The 16,014-nt window shown below is 70.7% G+C and carries 13 protein-coding genes and 2 pseudogenes; 9 read left to right on the forward strand and 6 right to left on the reverse strand.

The annotated features are described in order from the left end of the window. Positions 1 to 33: 33 nt before the first annotated feature. Positions 34 to 600, reverse strand: coding sequence for a DUF1707 and FHA domain-containing protein (locus ACFWBQ_RS07445; RefSeq protein ID WP_329206252.1), 567 nt, complete (start codon positions 598 to 600; stop codon positions 34 to 36). A 167-nt stretch (positions 601 to 767) separates the two neighbouring features. Between ACFWBQ_RS07445 and ACFWBQ_RS07450 the strand changes: the two genes are divergently transcribed. Continuing rightward, positions 768 to 1,721 carry a GNAT family N-acetyltransferase gene (locus tag ACFWBQ_RS07450; RefSeq protein ID WP_385485133.1) on the forward strand — a complete coding sequence of 318 codons (954 nt, stop codon included), beginning with the start codon at positions 768 to 770 and terminating at the stop codon, positions 1,719 to 1,721. 189 nt (positions 1,722 to 1,910) lie between these two features. Further along, positions 1,911 to 2,075 (forward strand): annotated as a pseudogene (locus ACFWBQ_RS07455) (GNAT family N-acetyltransferase); the annotation flags it as partial. Between the two features lie 64 nt (positions 2,076 to 2,139). Here ACFWBQ_RS07455 and ACFWBQ_RS07460 read toward each other — a convergent pair. Beyond that, positions 2,140 to 3,498 carry a GH1 family beta-glucosidase gene (locus tag ACFWBQ_RS07460; RefSeq protein ID WP_385485135.1) on the reverse strand — a complete coding sequence of 453 codons (1,359 nt, stop codon included), beginning with the start codon at positions 3,496 to 3,498 and terminating at the stop codon, positions 2,140 to 2,142. Between the two features lie 470 nt (positions 3,499 to 3,968). On the opposite strand from ACFWBQ_RS07460, the gene ACFWBQ_RS07465 reads away from it, so the two are divergent. Next, positions 3,969 to 5,153, forward strand: a complete 1,185-nt coding sequence (locus ACFWBQ_RS07465; RefSeq protein WP_385485137.1) for a serine hydrolase domain-containing protein — start codon at positions 3,969 to 3,971, stop codon at positions 5,151 to 5,153. 391 nt (positions 5,154 to 5,544) lie between these two features. On the opposite strand, the gene ACFWBQ_RS07470 is transcribed toward ACFWBQ_RS07465, so the two are convergent. The 3 genes and pseudogenes from ACFWBQ_RS07470 to ACFWBQ_RS07480 form a co-directional block, all read right to left on the reverse strand. Beyond that, complete coding sequence (locus ACFWBQ_RS07470) at positions 5,545 to 6,549, reverse strand: NADP-dependent oxidoreductase (RefSeq protein ID WP_385485139.1); 1,005 nt, start codon at positions 6,547 to 6,549, stop codon at positions 5,545 to 5,547. Between the two features lie 200 nt (positions 6,550 to 6,749). Beyond that, positions 6,750 to 7,804: pseudogene (locus tag ACFWBQ_RS07475) on the reverse strand (aldo/keto reductase). A gap of 48 nt (positions 7,805 to 7,852) precedes the next feature. Further along, entirely contained in the window at positions 7,853 to 8,539 is a 687-nt protein-coding gene (locus ACFWBQ_RS07480; protein WP_385485141.1) for an SDR family oxidoreductase, read from the reverse strand. A 110-nt stretch (positions 8,540 to 8,649) separates the two neighbouring features. Between ACFWBQ_RS07480 and ACFWBQ_RS07485 the strand changes: the two genes are divergently transcribed. Next, positions 8,650 to 9,210 (forward strand): TetR/AcrR family transcriptional regulator, encoded by a 561-nt coding sequence (locus ACFWBQ_RS07485; RefSeq protein WP_385485143.1) that lies wholly within the window; start codon positions 8,650 to 8,652, stop codon positions 9,208 to 9,210. 16 nt (positions 9,211 to 9,226) lie between these two features. Here the strand turns inward: ACFWBQ_RS07485 and ACFWBQ_RS07490 are convergent, their stop codons facing one another. Continuing rightward, on the reverse strand, positions 9,227 to 10,504 hold the full coding sequence (locus ACFWBQ_RS07490) for an MFS transporter (protein WP_385485145.1): 1,278 nt from the start codon (positions 10,502 to 10,504) through the stop codon (positions 9,227 to 9,229). A gap of 98 nt (positions 10,505 to 10,602) precedes the next feature. Between ACFWBQ_RS07490 and ACFWBQ_RS07495 the strand changes: the two genes are divergently transcribed. The 5 genes from ACFWBQ_RS07495 (at position 10,603) to treZ (ending at position 15,940) form a co-directional block, all read left to right on the forward strand. After that, the gene (locus tag ACFWBQ_RS07495) at positions 10,603 to 11,688 is read left to right on the forward strand and encodes a DUF5937 family protein (RefSeq protein ID WP_385485147.1); all 1,086 of its coding nucleotides are present in this window, start codon (positions 10,603 to 10,605) and stop codon (positions 11,686 to 11,688) included. A 179-nt stretch (positions 11,689 to 11,867) separates the two neighbouring features. Further along, the gene (locus ACFWBQ_RS07500) at positions 11,868 to 12,392 is read left to right on the forward strand and encodes a MarR family winged helix-turn-helix transcriptional regulator (protein WP_385485149.1); all 525 of its coding nucleotides are present in this window, start codon (positions 11,868 to 11,870) and stop codon (positions 12,390 to 12,392) included. Positions 12,393 to 12,462: 70 nt separating this feature from the next. Next, positions 12,463 to 13,128, forward strand: coding sequence for an SDR family NAD(P)-dependent oxidoreductase (locus ACFWBQ_RS07505; RefSeq protein ID WP_385485151.1), 666 nt, complete (start codon positions 12,463 to 12,465; stop codon positions 13,126 to 13,128). Between the two features lie 25 nt (positions 13,129 to 13,153). Then, a complete protein-coding gene (locus tag ACFWBQ_RS07510) occupies positions 13,154 to 13,972 on the forward strand; it encodes an SDR family NAD(P)-dependent oxidoreductase (protein WP_385485153.1) in 819 nt (272 codons plus the stop codon). Between the two features lie 207 nt (positions 13,973 to 14,179). Continuing rightward, positions 14,180 to 15,940 carry a malto-oligosyltrehalose trehalohydrolase gene (treZ, locus tag ACFWBQ_RS07515; protein ID WP_385485155.1) on the forward strand — a complete coding sequence of 587 codons (1,761 nt, stop codon included), beginning with the start codon at positions 14,180 to 14,182 and terminating at the stop codon, positions 15,938 to 15,940. Positions 15,941 to 16,014: the final 74 nt, after the last annotated feature.

Here is a 16,014-nt window from a genome sequence, read left to right on the forward strand (position 1 = left end):
CGGCTCGCCCCCTGGAGGTGACCGCGCCGCCCCTCAGGCCGGGGGTCCGGGCAGGGGTGCGGAGAGCCGGAAGGTCATCCGGCCGAAGCTCACCTGGTCGCCGTCGCGTACCGCGGCCGAGCCGATGACCCGCTGGCCGTTGACGCAGGTGCCGTTCGTCGAGCCGAGATCGCGCAGGATCCACCGGCTGCCGTGCGCGGTCAGTTCGGCGTGCAGCCGCGACACCGTTTCGTGGCTGAGCCGCAGTCCGTTGCCCGGGTCGCGGCCGATGCGCAGCGGGTGCGGTCCCGGCACGGGCAGCAGCAGTTTGGGCAGCCGCTCGGACTGCCAGGCCCTGCGCACCCCCGCGGGAAAGGCGGAGACACCGCCCACCGCGCGGAAGAGCCTGCGGGACCAGCGCCCGCGGGTCTCCAGGTCGGAGGTGAGCGCCGCCAGCTCCTCGGAGCGCCGGGCTGTCAGGGCCAGTTCCATGCGTCGCAGGAACGTGTCGTGGGACAGCTTCCCCTGCGCCGCGCCGTCTCTGAGCACACCGAGGACACGGTCGCGCTGGGCGTCGGACAGCCGCGCGGGGTACGTGTAGGGCTCGAAGGAAGACGTCACAGTACTGATTGTCGGGCCGAGAGGCCCGGGGTGTCCAGAAGGAGCCCGGTTCCGGCCCTTCTGACCTGCGGGGCAGCCGGATAATCCCCGCACACCGACCGCACAGATGTTGTTAGTGTCGCCCGCTGCCGTCCATGGGCGGCGTCGACCGCGCCTCAGGAGCCTTCGTGACCCCTGCACCACCGGAACTGACCATCCGTCCGCTCACCGGAGCGGACGAGCTCGGTCTTTTCTGCCGTCTTCCGTACGTCCTCGACCACGAGCTCGCCGACGACCTCGCCACGGGCCGCCGCTGCCCCGAGTGGATGTGGGTGGCCCTGCGCGGCGACCGCCTCGTGGCCCGGATCGCCTGGTGGACGGGCCAGGACGGGGGCACCCCCCTGCTCCTGGACTTCTTCGACCTGGACGACACCCTGCCGGAGCCGGAGCGCGGTGCGATCGGGCTGGAGCTGCTGGAGACGGCGACCGCCGCGGTCGTACCCGCCGGGGCCGACCGACCCGAGTACGGCCGGTACATCCCGCCGGACTGGCGCGAGGACCTGGCGGCGCGCGACGTCGTCGAGGCCCGGATACGGGTCATGGAGGCGAGCGGCGCCCGGATGCTGGTCGAGCGGCTGCGTCTGGAGTGGCGGGCGGGCACGCCCGTGCCCGAGGACACAGGCCGGCTGGTGTTCCGCCCGGTCACCGGACGCAAGGACCTCCTCGCCCTGATGACCCCGGTGATGGCAGGCACTCTGGACGCGCACGGCCAGGCGGACCTGGCGTCCGGACTGAGTGCCCGCGATGCTGCGGAGAAGCACTACGACGACGAGTTCGCGGGTCTCGGGACGCCCCGCGCGTGGTGGCGTATCGCGGAGCTGCCGGGCGGCGAGCCGGTCGGCTTCGTCATTCCCGCCCGCAACAACTACCACCCCATGATCGCGTACATCGGGGTGCTGCCGGCGCACCGCGGGCACGGATACATCGACGACATCCTGGCCGAGGGCACCCGGGTGCTCGCCGCGCAGGACGTGGAGCGCATCAGGGCACGGACCGACCTCGGGAACGTCCCGATGGCGAAGTCGTTCGAGCGCCTGGGCTACGTCAACTTCGAGCGCGCCTTCGACATGGTGTGGGACTGACCGCAAAGCCGGTGGACGGCCGTGGCCGTGGCCGTACGGTCGGCGCGGAACCCGGGCCCCGGACGCGGAAGGAGGCGAGACGGATGCGTACAGCTTCTTTCCCGCGCTCCCCTTCCGACCGCACGGCGGTGTCGGACTCGGTCCGACCGGGAGCGCCACGCTTCTCGTCCGGAGTCCCGGCCAACGTCCGTGACGGATCCGGTCATGCGCGCGCTCACCCGGAGCGACGCACACCTTTTCGATTCACCGCAGGATCCCTGCCTCGTCGGCCGCGCCGCGTTCGGCCACCGCTTCACTGTTCACGACGGCGGTGAATACCGCCCCGAGTGGACCTGGGTCGCCCTGCGCCCAGGTGGATGCGCTCCTGCACGATGCGGTGGCCGGCCCGGGTGTGAGCTCCCCCGTGGCTGCCGGGGCGTCAGCCCGTCCCGGCGGCGCGCTGGGCGCTGATCACGTCGCGGTACCAGGCGTACGACTGCTTGGGGGTGCGCCGCAACGTCTCGTAGTCGATGTGGACCAGACCGAACCGCTTGCTGGCGCCCTCGGTCCACTCCACGTTGTCGGTCAGTGACCAGGTGAAGTAGCCGCGCACGTCGACGCCCGCATCGATGGCCGTACGCAGCGCCCCCAGGTGTCCTTCCAGGAAGGCGATGCGCCGGGCGTCGGCGACGGGCTCGTCGACCGCGCAGCCGTTCTCCGTGATGTAGACGGGCGGCAGCCGGTCGCCGAAGCGGCTCTGCAGCTGACCGAGCGTCTCCGCGAGCCCTTCGGGGACGACGGGCCAGCCGAAGTCGGTCGTGTCGTATCCCTCGATCTCCCTGATTCCGAAGGGGAGTTCGGAGGGCATTGTGTAGCCGGAGAAGGAGTCCAGGGCCTCTGGCTTCGGGGCACCGACGAGGGTGGGGTTGTAGTAGTTCACCCCGTACCAGTCGAGTGGCGTCGAGATCACCTTGAGGTCGTCCTCGACCGGGCCCGGCATCAGGGCGGCGAAGCCCTCGTCGGGGTAGCGGCCGGTGAGGACCGGGTCGGCGAACAGCCAGTTGGTGAGGGTGTCGTAGAGCTCCGCACCCATGCGGTCCTCCTCCGACTCCCCCGCGGTCCACACGGGCGTGTGCGAGAGGGCGATGCCGATGTTGTCGGCGCCCGCGGCGCGCAGCGCCCGTACGGCCAGTCCGTGGGCCAGCAGTTGGTGGTGGGCGGCGGGCAGCGCGTCGAAGAGGAGGGTGCGGCCGGGTGCGTGCTCACCCAGTGCGTAACCGAGCATCGTCACCTCCGCCGGCTCGTTGATGGTGATCCACATGGGTACGCGGTCGGCGAGGCGCTCCGCGACGATGCCCGCGTACTCGGCGAAGCGGTAGGCGGTGTCCCGGTTGAGCCAGCCACCGGCCTCGTCCAGCGGGAGCGGGGTGTCCCAGTGGTAGAGGGTCGGGGCGGGGGTGATGCCGTGGGCGCAGAGTTCGTCGACGAGCCGGTCGTAGAAGTCCAGTCCGGCGGGATTGAGCGCGCCGCTGCCGCCCGGCACGACACGGGGCCAGCTGATGGAGAAGCGGAAGGCGTCCGCGCCGAGTCCGGCGAGCAGGGCGACGTCCTCGCGGTAGTGCTCGTGGAAGCCGGTGCCACGGGTGGTGTCGGTGCCGTCCTTGATCCGGCCGGGCTGAGCCGCGAAGGCGTCCCAGCCCGAGGGCCCCTTGCCGTCGGTGTCGAACGCCCCTTCGGTCTGGAAAGCGGAGGCAGAGGCTCCCCAGAGGAAACCGGGTGGGAACGTCGGCACGGTCATCTCGGCCTCCAGCAGCCGTAAGGGGGATCTTGTGTATCACTGTCCGGGGTGTCGCGGCTACTGCCACCCCACTCATGGCCGCCGGCCGGCGGTCGAGGGCGTGCGGAAACCTCTGTCCCCTCGCTCCACTCATAGCCGATACGGACGCCGCCGGCCGCCGAACAGCGCCGGTCGCGCCCGAAGACGACCAACAGGTTCCGGGCGAGGCCTCGCTGCGGTTCGAGCACACTGCGCCCAGCCGTCGTCACCGCACCTCCGGGGGCGGGTGATGAGCGTCTTCCGTGCGACCTCGGCGGGAACCGGCCCTTGGGGCGCGACCCTCGGCGCACTCCGGACTGTCAACCACTCCGTCGTCGTCCGCGGTCTTGCTGCACAAGCGCCCCGCACGCAACACGGGGGACGTACGTTGCCGCCGACGCAGGCACGCGTACGGCATACAGCCGACCACAGACGACTCCCAGGAGCGCGGAATGACGATACGGAAGAGCTCAAGGTCCGGCGTGGTCGGTCTGGCGGCGGTCGCGATGGCCGCCACCGCCTTCACGGGTCCCGCCCAGGCGTCGCGGGACACGGCGCCCGCGGCGGTCGGCCACCAGGCGACGCGGAGCGCGATGGACGCGGCCGTGACGGCCGGCGTCCCGGGCATCACCGCCCACGCACGGGATGCCGACGGAGTCTGGAAGTCGGCATCGGGCGTGGGCGACCTGAAGACGGGTGCGCCGCGCGGCAAGAACGACCGGTTCCGCGTCGGCAGCATCACCAATACATTCGTGGCAACCGTCCTGCTCCAGATGGAGGCAGAAAAGAGACTCGGTCTCGACGACGCCGTGGAGCACCATCTGCCCGGCTTGGTGAGGGGCAACGGCAACGACGGCCGCGAGGTCACCGTACGGCAGCTTCTCAACCACACCAGTGGCCTGTTCGACTACCTCGCCGACACGGAGTACGGCGGGACGTACATGGAGGGCGACGCCTACCTCCAGCACCGGTACGACACCCTGACGCCCGAGATGCGCGTGAACGTGGCCCTCTCCCACGAGCCGCTGTTCAAGCCCGGTGCCAGGCACGCGTTCTCCAGCACCAACGACGTCCTGGCCGCGCTGATCATCGAGAAGATCGGTGGCAGGCCGTACGAGGACGAGGTGCGCGACCGCATCATCGAGCCCCTGGGGCTCAAGGCGACGTCCAATCCCGGCGACAGCGTCCAGCTGCCCCGGCCGAGCAGCCGCGGCTACTCCAAGCTGTTCCGGTCGGCCCCGGACCGGATCGACGACGTCACCGAGATGAACGGATCACAGGGCTGGGGCAACAGCGACATCATCTCCAGCGCAGCCGATCTGAACCGGTTCTACAGGGCTTTGATGCGCGGCAAACTGCTGCCACCGCGGCAGCTGAAGGCGATGAAGACGACCGTCGACAACCCCGATTTCCCGGGCTCGTCCTACGGGCTCGGCATCGAACGGTTCACGATGGGCTGCGGCACCACCCTGTGGTACCACGACGGAGGCGCGGTGGGCTGGCTCACCCTGGCCGCCACCACCGAGGACGGCCGCCACCAGCTCGCGTTCAACTACAACAGCAACTGGGGAGCAGAGACCCTCCTCCCCATCCTGGACGCCGAGTACTGCGACGACTCGCCTTCCCGCTCGCGCTGAAACGCAGGCCACGAAACGTCCCCTCCCCGATCGCGACACCAGAACGCCTGCCCGCACCACCTGGTGCGGGCAGGCGCCCGGCAGCGGCATCCCGGGCGAATTGCCCGGTCACCGCCCGGAGTTCTCCCCCGGCTCGCCGAGGGAGAACCGGCTGAACGCGCCGCCCGGGCCTCGCGGACCTGTTCTGCGGAACGAGGTGAGCGGACGCGGGAAGTCTGTGAGGCCGATGTGGAGCACACCTGCGCCGATGAGGTGAGCGTTGCCTGTCTCGCCGGCGGGACGTGCCCACGGAGCAGGTGAAAGGGCAGAGTGGTGGTGCCGGACCTTGGGGGTGCGGGGTCTCCTCGCCGACTCGGGCGGTCTTCACCGGCCGTCCGGCGAGGGCCTGTCCTCACCTCATCGCGACGACGACCTTGCCGGCCTTCGCACGGCCCTTCTCGACGTACTCCATGGCCTCCCGGGTCTCCTCGAACGGGAAGACACGGTCGACGACGGGACGGATCTTCCCGGCGTCGATGAGCGACGTGAGTTCGCGCAGCTGGTCGCCGCCGGCCTTCATGAACAGGAACGAGTACGTCACGTTGCGGCGCTCGGCGCGGCGCCGGGTCCGGAAGCTCAGCGCGCTCATCACCAGTCGGAGGATCACGTTCAGGCCCAGCTCGCGGGCGAAGGCGGCGTCGGGAGGGCCTGCGACGCTGATGACCTTTCCGCCGGGCTTGAGTACGTGCAGGGACTTCTCGAGCGTCTCGCCGCCGAGGGTGTCCAGGACGACGTCGTAGCCGTGCAGGACCGTCTCGAAATCCTGCTTCCTGTAGTCGACGACGATGTCCGCCCCGAGCTCCTTCACCAGGTCGGCCTTGGCCGTGCTCGCGGTGGTGGCCACGTGCGCGCCCAGCTGCTTGGCCAGCTGGACGGCGATGGTGCCGACGCCGCCGGAGCCCCCGTGGATGAGGATCTTCTGGCCTGGCTGCACCTGTGCCCGCTCGACCAGCGCCTGCCACGAGGTCAGGGCGACCAGGGGAAGGGACGCAGCCTCCTCCATGGTGAGCGTGGCCGGTTTGACCGCCACGTCGTCCTGGTGGACGGCGATGAGTTCGGCGAACGTGCCGATGCGGTCCTTGTCGGGCCGCGCGTAGACCTCGTCGCCCACCGCGAACCGCGTGACGGCCGATCCCACCTGGACCACGACCCCGGCGAAGTCGTTGCCCAGGACGAGCGGGAGACGGTACGGAAGGAACGCCTTGAAGGCCCCGTCACGGATCTTGAGGTCGAGCGGGTTGATGCTCGCCGCGTGGATCCGGACCAGGAGGTCGTCGGCACCCACCTGCGGGTCGGGCATCTCGCCGGCGCGCACGCCGGCCTTGTCGCCGTACCGCTCGATCATGAAGGCCTTCATCGTCGTCTCCGTTTCTCGTCCGCGAAGGGACGGGATCTCTGCTCATCCTGGGCTTCTCCCGGTACGAGCCACTTTGTGGTGTGTGCTTCGGTCTCCTGGAGCCCCTCGCCGACGCAACGGGCGACATGACCGACGCGTCATCTGCCGCGGGCCTCAGGAGCGGCGCCGCTACCGGGAACCGGCCGCACCGCTTTCGGACGTCAGCCCACCGGGGCGGCCGGGGCGATGACCCGGCTGGAGTCGCCTCCCTGGACGGCACCCAGGGACCCGGCGATCACCTCGTGAGGAACTCCGAGAGGCACCGCGCCGACTTCCGACAGGCGGGCGAACTGCTCGGGGGTCAACCGGACGTCGAGAGCGCCCAGGTAGTGGTCGAGCTGGCTGAGGGTGCGCGGCCCGATGATCGGGACGAGCGAGGTCGCGGACCGGGCGGCACGCTCCCGCACCCAGGCCACCGACACCTGGGCAGGGGGCGCGCCGATCTCCTCGGCGACGGCCAGGACGGCATCGACGACGGCGGTCTTCCGGCCGGTGCTCTCCGTGTGGATGACCGCCCCCAGGTCGCTGAGGCGCCCCTCGGCGCTGCGCCGGTACTTTCCGGTGAGCAGTCCGCCGCCGAGCGGGGACCACAGCGCGGCGCCGAGTCCGAGGCTCTCGGCCATCGGCAGCAGCTCGCGGTCGGCGGTCCGCTCGACGAGGCTGTACTCGTTCTGAATGCCCACCACGGGCGCCCAGTTCTTGAGGTCCGCGAGCGTCACTGCGCGGGAGACACGCCAGGCGGGGAAGTTGGACAGGGCGGCGTGGTGGATCTTGCCTGACCTCACCAGGTCGTCGAGCCCGCGCAGGATCTCTTCCATGGGGGTGAGTCCGTCGGGAAAGTGCACCCAGAGCAGGTCGATGTAGTCGGTGCCCAGGCGCTTCAGGCTGGCCTCCACCGACGCGACCATGTTCTTGCGGCTGTTGCCCGTCCTGGAGACGCTCGGCTGCGGCGCCGCCCCGAGGGCGAACTTGGTGGCCAGGACGAAGTGGTCCCGGTCGGCGGAGACGAACTTCCCCGTCAGCTCCTCCGACTCGCCGAACTGGTAGGCGTCCGCGGTATCGATGAAGGTGCCGCCCGCTTCGGCGAATCGGTCGAAGACGCGGCGCGCCTCGTCCGGCTCGGCGCCGGCACCCCAGCCGGTGCCAAGTTCGCCGTGCCGAGCGCGTACTCGGACACACGCAGTCCGGTCCGGAATCCGAAGGTGGTGTAACGCATCAGGTGTCCTTACTCAGGAATCGACAGGGGAAGGCGGCGGTGCGCGCCTCACGCCGCATTCGGCGAAGCGGCCAGACTCTGCCTGACGTACCGGGTGGTCTCGTCGGCGAGGATCTCGGCCAGCCCCGTCTCGACGCCGTACAGGGCCTGTGCGGCGACGTCGGCGGGGTCGGCCTTCTGATCGGCGGGAACGCTCACGGCCATGTCGGTGTCCATGTATCCGACGTGCAGCGCCGAGACGGTGATGCCGCGGGGGGCCAGTTCCTCCCGGGCCGCGTCGGTCAGCGCCCATGCTGCGGCTTTGGCCGCGGCGTAGGACCCGAGGCCGGCGGGGTGCAGCCAGGACAGGACGGACAGGACGTTGAGCACGGCGCCACCGCCGTTGCCCTCGATGACGGGGGTGAAAGCCCGTGTCACTACGAGCGGACCGAAGAAGTTCGTCTCCATCTCCAGGCGCACGGCGTCCAGGCCGCCCGCGATCAGCGGCGTGGCGGTGGAGATGCCGGCGTTGTTCACCAGCAGCGTCGCGTCGGATGCGGTGCGGGCCGCGGCCCGGATCGACTCCTCGTCCGTCACGTCCAACCGCAGCGGGATGACGCCCGGCAGGTCCACCGTCTCGGGACGGCGGGCCGCCGCGTACACCTTCGCTCCGCGCTCCACGAGCTGGGCGGCCAGATGCCGCCCGAGCCCACGGTTGGCGCCGGTGACTACCGCGATCGCGTCCTTCAGTTCCATGTCTGCTCCCAGCGTTGCGGGCGACGAGCGCCCCGCGAATTAGATTATGACCACAATCTAAACACCGGTCTAGAATAGATGCCAATCGACATCCAATCGGGAGGTGGCTCATGGGCCGCGTATCGCAGGCGCAGGCGGAGGAGAACCGCAGGCGGGTCGTGGAAACCGCCTCCCGGCTGTTCCGGGAGCAGGGCACCCACGTCAGCGTCGCCGATCTCATGAAGGCGTCCGGCCTGACGCACGGCGGTTTCTACAAGCAGTTCGCCTCCAAAGAGGCGCTCATCGACGAAGCCACCGTGCACGCCTTCGACGAGCTCACCCGGCTCCACGAAGACGGACTCGAGCAGCACGCCGGACAGCGCGACACCGCTCAGCAGGCACTGATCGACACCTATCTCTCCGTCGAGCACCGCGACAGCGCGGCAGACGGGTGCCCCGTCGCCGCGCTCGCCACCGACATGGCGCGCGAACCCGGAGACCGCGAGGCCCACCGCGTCTACACCGAGGGAGTGGGCGACTTCGCCGAGTGGCTCGCCACCGACGACCGGGACGGCATCACCCGGCTGTGCACCATGCTCGGCGCACTCGTCCTGGCCCGGGCCACCAAGGGCTCCCCGCTCTCCGAGGAGATCCTCACCGCCGCCCGCGCGGCGTTGACGGCAGCCGGCTGATCGGAAACATCCGCCGCTACTTCGAACCGCCGTCAGAGGCGATTGCCGGGCTCACAGGCCTGCTCGCGCCCGGCGGGCAGCAACCGCCGAGCCGCGTTCCTTGATCCTTCTCGGTGGCAACGGCGCCGGCGGAGAGGAGCGTCCCAGCGGCGAGGCTGCCCCAGAGGGCGACCGAGCCGTGGGGTGCGAGAGCGGTGATGACGGCCGGGGAGGCGGCGAGGCCGAAGCCCGTGGAGAGCTCGAAGCGGGCGAGGGTGCGACCCAGGACATGGGCCGGGGCGAGGACGGTGACGAGCGCGGTGGCGCTGCCGGCATAGATGATCTCGCCGATGGTGCAGACCACGGACACCGTGGCGACGGCCGGGGCGCCCCAGCCGTGTCCCGATGAGGTGGCCGCGAGGAAGCCGAGGTAGGACGCGGTGAGTACCACGCCGGCGAGAGCCAGCACGGCCCGCCGGGAGAAACGGGACATCAGGACAGTGACCGGAACCTGCAGGGTGACCACCAGCACCGTGTTGGCCACGAAGATTGCTGCCGACCACACCGGGGATGCGTGCAGCTGCGTCACCAGGACCAGAGGAAGCGCGATTTCGGGGACGTTGAGGCAGAAGGCGTAGATGACGTTGGCAGCCAGCAGCGCGCGCATCCGGGGTACGGGCCCGTCGTCACCGACCTTGGCCGGGGTAGCGGCCGGATACGCGTGTACGTGGACCGACCACGCCAAGGCCGCCGCAGCGAGACAGGCGAGCCCCGTGACGGCTGCCAGCGCCTGCAATGCGGTGGCGCCACCCGCCAGGCTTGCGGTGGCAAGGAGCGCGCCCGCACCCATGCCGGCGTTGCGCAGGGCGCGGCCTGCCGCGAGAGCGGTGTCGCGTTCCCGGCCGTGGGCGACCGTGGCCACGAGAGCTGCGTGGGCGGCCGGGAACGCCTGGTTGCCGATGCCGAGGAGGAGCGCCGCCGTCGCGAACAGCCAGACGTGCCCCGCCGGGGTGGCCAGCAGCAGCACCACGCCCAGCACCCGCACCAGCATCGACGCTGCCACGACCGTGCTGCGTGCGCCCCGGTCCAGCCATCGGCCCACCGCGGGCATGCACACCAGACCCACGACGACGCCGACCGTCATGGCGATGCCGGTGTCCGGGGCGGACAACCTCAGCACCGTCACCCCGTAGAGCAGCAGAAAGGGCCGCAGAAGACCGGTGCCGAGCGCGTCCACGGCCAGGGCGACGGCATAGCGAGGGCCTCCGGAGGCGCGGACGAGGGCGCGGGGCTGCATCTTGGTGGTGGTTGCCATGGCGTCAACGGTGCGTTCGGCCGCCGGGCCGGCTACGTCGGTTGACGGACTCCGTCAACCGACGCCGTCGCCGGTTATCGGTCGGTGATGATGAGGGGGTGACGTTGAGGATCGACATCAGCGGCCTGCCGTCCGAGCGACTGCGGTTCGCCGCCTCCCCGCTGGCCGAACTGACCGCGATGCTGCACGTGCTGGCCGAACCCGGGCATCATCCGCAGCTCGCCGACTGGGCCGGGGACGTCTGGGCCGGGCTGCGGCCGGAGCCGGCCGAGCGGTTGCGGGAGGCGGAGTTCCTCTGGCGTTCCTCACAAGCCGACTTCCTGCTTCCCGCCCGGCCCCGGCCGACCCTCGCCGAGGAGTTGGACGACGTGGACCGGATCGACGACGAAACGTATGTGACCGCCGCGCTCGTGACCACGTGCGGCAGCAACCGGGTCCACTTCGCCGCGCCGTCGCCGCTCACCGACGCGACTGCGCGCGAGCGCGCCCTGGACCTGGCCCAGGCCCGCGGCGCGCGGCAAGAGGCCTTCGCGGAACGGCTGCTCGCAGATCCGGCCGCTGTGCGGGCGCGGGTGCGCCACACCCTCGAACAGTGCGACGAGGCCTTCTTCGGTGCCGCTTGGGCGGGCGTCGCCGTGCAGCTCGCCACCGACCTGCGCCTGAAGAACGATCTGCTGAGGCGCCAGGGCATCGGGGCGGCACTGGCATCGGTCTCCGGCGCAGTCACCCTGGCACCGGACGGCGACTGCATCATCGTGGACAAGCTGCAGGACAAGGCGACCTCCGCCCACGGCACCGGTGTCACCTTCATCCCCAGTGTCTTCGGCCGCCCGCACCTGGTGGCGGTCCACGCGCCCGGGTGGCAGCCGGTGGTGCAGTACCCCGTGGCCGGGCCGAGCCCGTCGGAGCCGGTATCGCTGGAAACGGTCACGCTACGGCTGGAGGCACTCGCACATCCGGTACGGCTGCGACTGCTGCGCACCCTGGCCCGCGGCCCGCACACCACCGGTGAGCTGGGCCACGCCTGGGAACTTTCGCCCCCGGAGGTTTCCCGCCACCTCGCTGTCCTGCGCCGCGCGGGCCTGATCACGGCCCGGCGGCACGGTCGCTACGTCCGTTACACCCTCAATCTGCCCGATCTGACGGCGCTGGGCGGCGACCTGCTGGCGGCCGTACTGCGCTGAGCGGCTTCGGTCTGCCGGAACAGCCGGGGCTGCTCGAGCCCGCCTTCGACATCCTCTGCCCCCGCAGACACCGCATGTCGTTCGCACTTCAAGCGTGGAGTGAAGCCAGCACCTTTTCACTTCATGCTAAAAGTGATCGGCAGCTTGCCTGACTTCATGCTTGAAGCTACGGTGGGGTCATGGAAGAATCCCCGGAGCCTCAGGAGCCGCGCTGGCTCGATGCCGACGAGCAGCAGCAGTGGTACGCGTTCGCCTACGTGCTGACCCTGCTGCCGGCAGCCCTGGAGACGCGGATGCAGCGGGATGCGGGCATCAGCCACTTCGATTACCTGGTGCTGTCCGCGCTGTCCATGGCGCCGGAACGCACGCTGCGGATGAGCGATGTGGCCCAGTTCACCGGCAGCACTCTCTCCCGGCTGTCCAACGTGGTCGGCCGTCAGGAGAAGCGCGGCTGGGTGCGGCGGCATCCGGATCCGGCCGACGGCCGCTACACCCTGGCCACTCTCACCGACGCCGGTTTCGAGAAGGTCGCCGCGGCCGCCCCGAGCCATGTCGACGAGGTGCGCCGCCTTGTGTTCGATCCGCTCACCAAGGCGCAGCAGCGCCAGCTGGGAGGCGTCTCCCAGCGGCTGCTGCGGGCGCTCGAGGCGCCCTGCCCCGACTGGGAACCCGCAGACGGATCCCCTCCTTCCCCAAAGGGCTGATCCCGGCGCCCGCCCCACCTCACCCCGGCCGCGTGCCGGGCACCCACCTCTCGCACGAAGGAGATTCCCCATGCCCACCATTGCCATCGTCGGCGCAGGCCCCGGCCTGGGCCTGTCGATCGCCAAGGTCTTCGGCGGCCACGGTTTCGACGTCGCCCTGATATCCCGCAGCCAGGACAACCTCGACGGCCTGGCGAAGCAGCTGGCCGACGCCGGAATCACGGCGGCCGGCTTCGCGGCCGACACGGCCGACCACCCCCGGCTCATCGCCGCGCTCGAGGCGGCCGCCGCGCGCTTCGGCCGGATCGACGTCCTGGAGTTCTCGCCGCACGCAGGCCTGGTGTTCGCCTCCCCGCAGGAGGTCACGGTCGAGGCGCTGCGTCCGCAGATCGACGGCTTCGTCTACGGGGCCGTCACTGCCACCCGGACCGTCCTGCCCGCCATGCTGGAGGCCGGCGCAGGCACGCTGCTGTTCACCACCGGCGGCGGCGCGATCAACCCCTACCCGCAGCTGGCCACCGTCAACATCGCCCAGGCCGGACTGCGGAACTGGGCCCTCAACCTCCACCAGACCCTCGGTGAGAAGGGCGTTCATACCGCGAACGTCGCCATCAACGTACTGATCGGCGAGACGGCCCCCGACGGCGTCCCGCACCGCTCCCCGGACGCGATCGCCCAGGACTACTGGGACCTGCACACCCGGCGCGACCGGGCCGAGCACGTCATCGACCGCTGAGCCTGCCCACGGACGGAAGATCCCCATGCAGTCCATTCTCATCAGCGGCGGCAACAGCGGCATCGGTCTGCAGGCCGCGCGCGAATTCCTCGCCCGCGGCCACCGGGTCACCCTGCTCGGCCGTGACGCACGCAAGGGGGAGAAGGCGCTCGCATCCCTCGCCGACGCGCGTGACCGCGCCTCGTTCCACGCCGTCGACCTGTCCACCCACGCCGGGGTGCGCGACGCTGCCCAGCAGGTGCTGGCCGTGCACGACCGCTTTGACGCGGTCCTGCACTCGACCGGCGTGTTCACCTCCAAGGACATCCGCACAACCGACGGCCTCCACCCGTTCTTCACCGTCAACTACCTCAGCCGCTACCACCTCACGCAACTGATGCTGCCCGCCCTGCGGCGCGCCGAGCGCCCCCGGGTTGTGATGATGACGGCGAAGGTGCCGCTGTCCACCCCGGTGGACCTCTCGGTGTTCCCCCGCCTCGAGCCCTTCGACTTCACGCGCATGCGGCTGCCGGTCCAGGTGGCCAACCACCACTACGCCGCCCACCTGGCCGACACCGAGCCCTCTCTGCTCGCCGGGGTGGTCAACGCAGGCGCCGCCAGGACCGACATCCTGCGCATGACGCCCTGGTACGTCCGCACGATGGCCAAGGCGGCGGGCCCGGTGTTCTTCGACTCCTTGGAGACGTCGGCGCACAACGTCGTGGAAGCCTGCCTGCGCCAGGACTGGCCCGCCGCGACGTACTGGGACAAGCCCGGGGACTTCGACCGCCGCATGCCCATCGACCTGGACAAGGCGACGACCGGGCAGCTCATGACGGTCTCCCGGGACATCACCGGCGCCTGACAGTCGCGATCGTGAGCGGCGTGTGACGCCGCTTGGCCGAAGCCCTCGGCCTCTCGACGTATGAGCAGAACCCGGTAGGGCAATGATCAGGACCAGACCCTGATCGCCAGTGGTGGGCTCGCTCCACTCTCCCGGGGCACCGAGTGTGACTTCCGCCGATCATGGGGCCCGTTGCGGGGCATCCGGTTCATGGACGAGGAGTGGTGAATGCAGTTCGAGGTGTGGGCTCCTGAGGCCGAGTCGGCCGTGCTGCGGACGACCGGCGGGCGGCAGCCGATGGAGCGCGATCCGCTGCGGGAAGGCTGGTGGACGGCCGAGGCCGGGGCGGCCGACGGTGACCGCTACGGCTTCGTGCTCGACGACGGCCCCGTGCTCCCCGATCCGCGTTCGCGCCGCCAGCCGGACGGGCCCGACGGCGAGAGCGCGGTCGTCGACCACGAGGCGTACGCCTGGCGCAGCGGCTGGGCGGGACGGGGGCTGCCGGGCGCCGTCCTGTACGAGCTGCATGTCGGTACGTTCACGGACGCGGGCACCTTCGACGCCGCGGCCGGGAGGCTGGGACATCTCGTGGCGCTCGGCATCACCCATGTGTCACTGATGCCCGTCTGCCCCTTCCCCGGCACCCACGGATGGGGGTACGAGGGGGTGTCGCTGTGGGCTGTGCACGAACCGTACGGCGGCCCGGCCGGTCTGAAGCGCTTTGTCGACACGGCGCACGGGCTGGGTCTCGCGGTCGTCCTGGACGTGGTCCATAACCACCTCGGCCCGTCGGGCAACCATCTCCCGGCCTTCGGCCCGTACTTCACCGATACCCACCACACGCCCTGGGGCTCGGCCGTCAACCTCGACGCTCCGGGCTCGGACGAGGTCCGCTCGTATCTGCTGGGCAGCGCGCTCGCCTGGCTGCGGGACTACCGGCTGGACGGGCTGCGGCTGGACGCCGTCCACGCGCTGGCCGACGGCCGGGCGCTCACCTTCCTGGAGGAGCTGTCCGGGGCCGTAGACGCCCTGGCCGCCGAGCTCGGCCGTCCGCTCTCCCTGATCGCGGAGTCCGACCTCTGCGATCCGCGCACGACCACACCGCGCGAGGAGGGCGGTCTCGGGCTGCACGCCCAGTGGAACGACGACTTCCATCACTGCCTGCACACCGCGTTCACCGGGGAGTCCCAGGGCTACTACGCCGACTTCGCCACCGCCCCGCTGGCCGCCCTCGCCAAGACTGTGACCAGCGCGTTCTTCCACAACGGTACGTACTCGAGCTTCCGGGGCCGTACGCACGGCCGTCCCGTCGACGTCACCCGCGCCCCCGCCCACCGCTTCGTCGGCTACGCCCAGACCCACGACCAGATCGGCAACCGGGCCCTCGGCGACCGGCTCGCCGCCACCCTCTCCCCCGGGCTCCAGGCCTGCGCTGCGGCCCTTGTGCTCACCGGCCCCTTCACCCCGATGCTCTTCATGGGCGAGGAGTGGGGTGCCCGCACTCCATGGCAGTTCTTCACCGACCACACCGACCCGGCGCTCGCCCAAGCCGTACGCGAGGGCAGGCGGCGTGAGTTCGCCGCGCACGGCTGGGCGGAGGAGGACATCCCGGACCCGCAGGACCCGCGCACCCGGGCCCGTTCCTGCCTCGACTGGAGCGAACCCGAGCGTGAGCCGCACGCCCGCCTCCAGGCCTGGTACCGCGAACTGATCGCGCTGCGCCGGGCCATGCCCGACCTCTCCGACCCCGATCTGGCCTCCGTCAGGACGGCGTTCGACGAGGAGGCGCGCTGGCTGGCGTTCCGCAGGGGCGATCTGCGGATCGCGGTCAATCTCTCCGCGAAGCCGGCCACCATCGCGCTGGGCGGCGGCCGTCACCGCACCGGCGGGGGCAGGGTACTGGCCGCCTGGCAGCCGGTCGAAGCGCCGGCTGGCGACGGGCTGCTGCATCTGCCGCCGGAATCGTGCGTGGTACTGGCGGACGACTGAACACGTCCCTTGCATTCGGGTGCACTTCAACTCGTAGCGTCAGCACCGAGCGACGGGAAGAAGCGAAGGGGACC

The sequence above is a fragment of the Streptomyces sp. NPDC060035 genome (assembly GCF_042736635.1).
In the GTDB taxonomy this organism is placed as follows: domain Bacteria; phylum Actinomycetota; class Actinomycetes; order Streptomycetales; family Streptomycetaceae; genus Streptomyces.

Coding starts and splice junctions, on each gene's coding strand:
- ACFWBQ_RS07500 (WP_385485149.1), top strand. CDS start 11,868: ATGGAAGAATCCCCGGAGCCTCAGGAGCCGCGCTGGCTCGATGCCGAC.
- ACFWBQ_RS07470 (WP_385485139.1), bottom strand. CDS start 6,549: ATGAAGGCCTTCATGATCGAGCGGTACGGCGACAAGGCCGGCGTGCGC.
- ACFWBQ_RS07460 (WP_385485135.1), bottom strand. CDS start 3,498: ATGACCGTGCCGACGTTCCCACCCGGTTTCCTCTGGGGAGCCTCTGCC.
- ACFWBQ_RS07465 (WP_385485137.1), top strand. CDS start 3,969: ATGACGATACGGAAGAGCTCAAGGTCCGGCGTGGTCGGTCTGGCGGCG.
- ACFWBQ_RS07505 (WP_385485151.1), top strand. CDS start 12,463: ATGCCCACCATTGCCATCGTCGGCGCAGGCCCCGGCCTGGGCCTGTCG.
- ACFWBQ_RS07485 (WP_385485143.1), top strand. CDS start 8,650: ATGGGCCGCGTATCGCAGGCGCAGGCGGAGGAGAACCGCAGGCGGGTC.
- ACFWBQ_RS07490 (WP_385485145.1), bottom strand. CDS start 10,504: ATGGCAACCACCACCAAGATGCAGCCCCGCGCCCTCGTCCGCGCCTCC.
- treZ (WP_385485155.1), top strand. CDS start 14,180: ATGCAGTTCGAGGTGTGGGCTCCTGAGGCCGAGTCGGCCGTGCTGCGG.
- ACFWBQ_RS07480 (WP_385485141.1), bottom strand. CDS start 8,539: ATGGAACTGAAGGACGCGATCGCGGTAGTCACCGGCGCCAACCGTGGG.
- ACFWBQ_RS07510 (WP_385485153.1), top strand. CDS start 13,154: ATGCAGTCCATTCTCATCAGCGGCGGCAACAGCGGCATCGGTCTGCAG.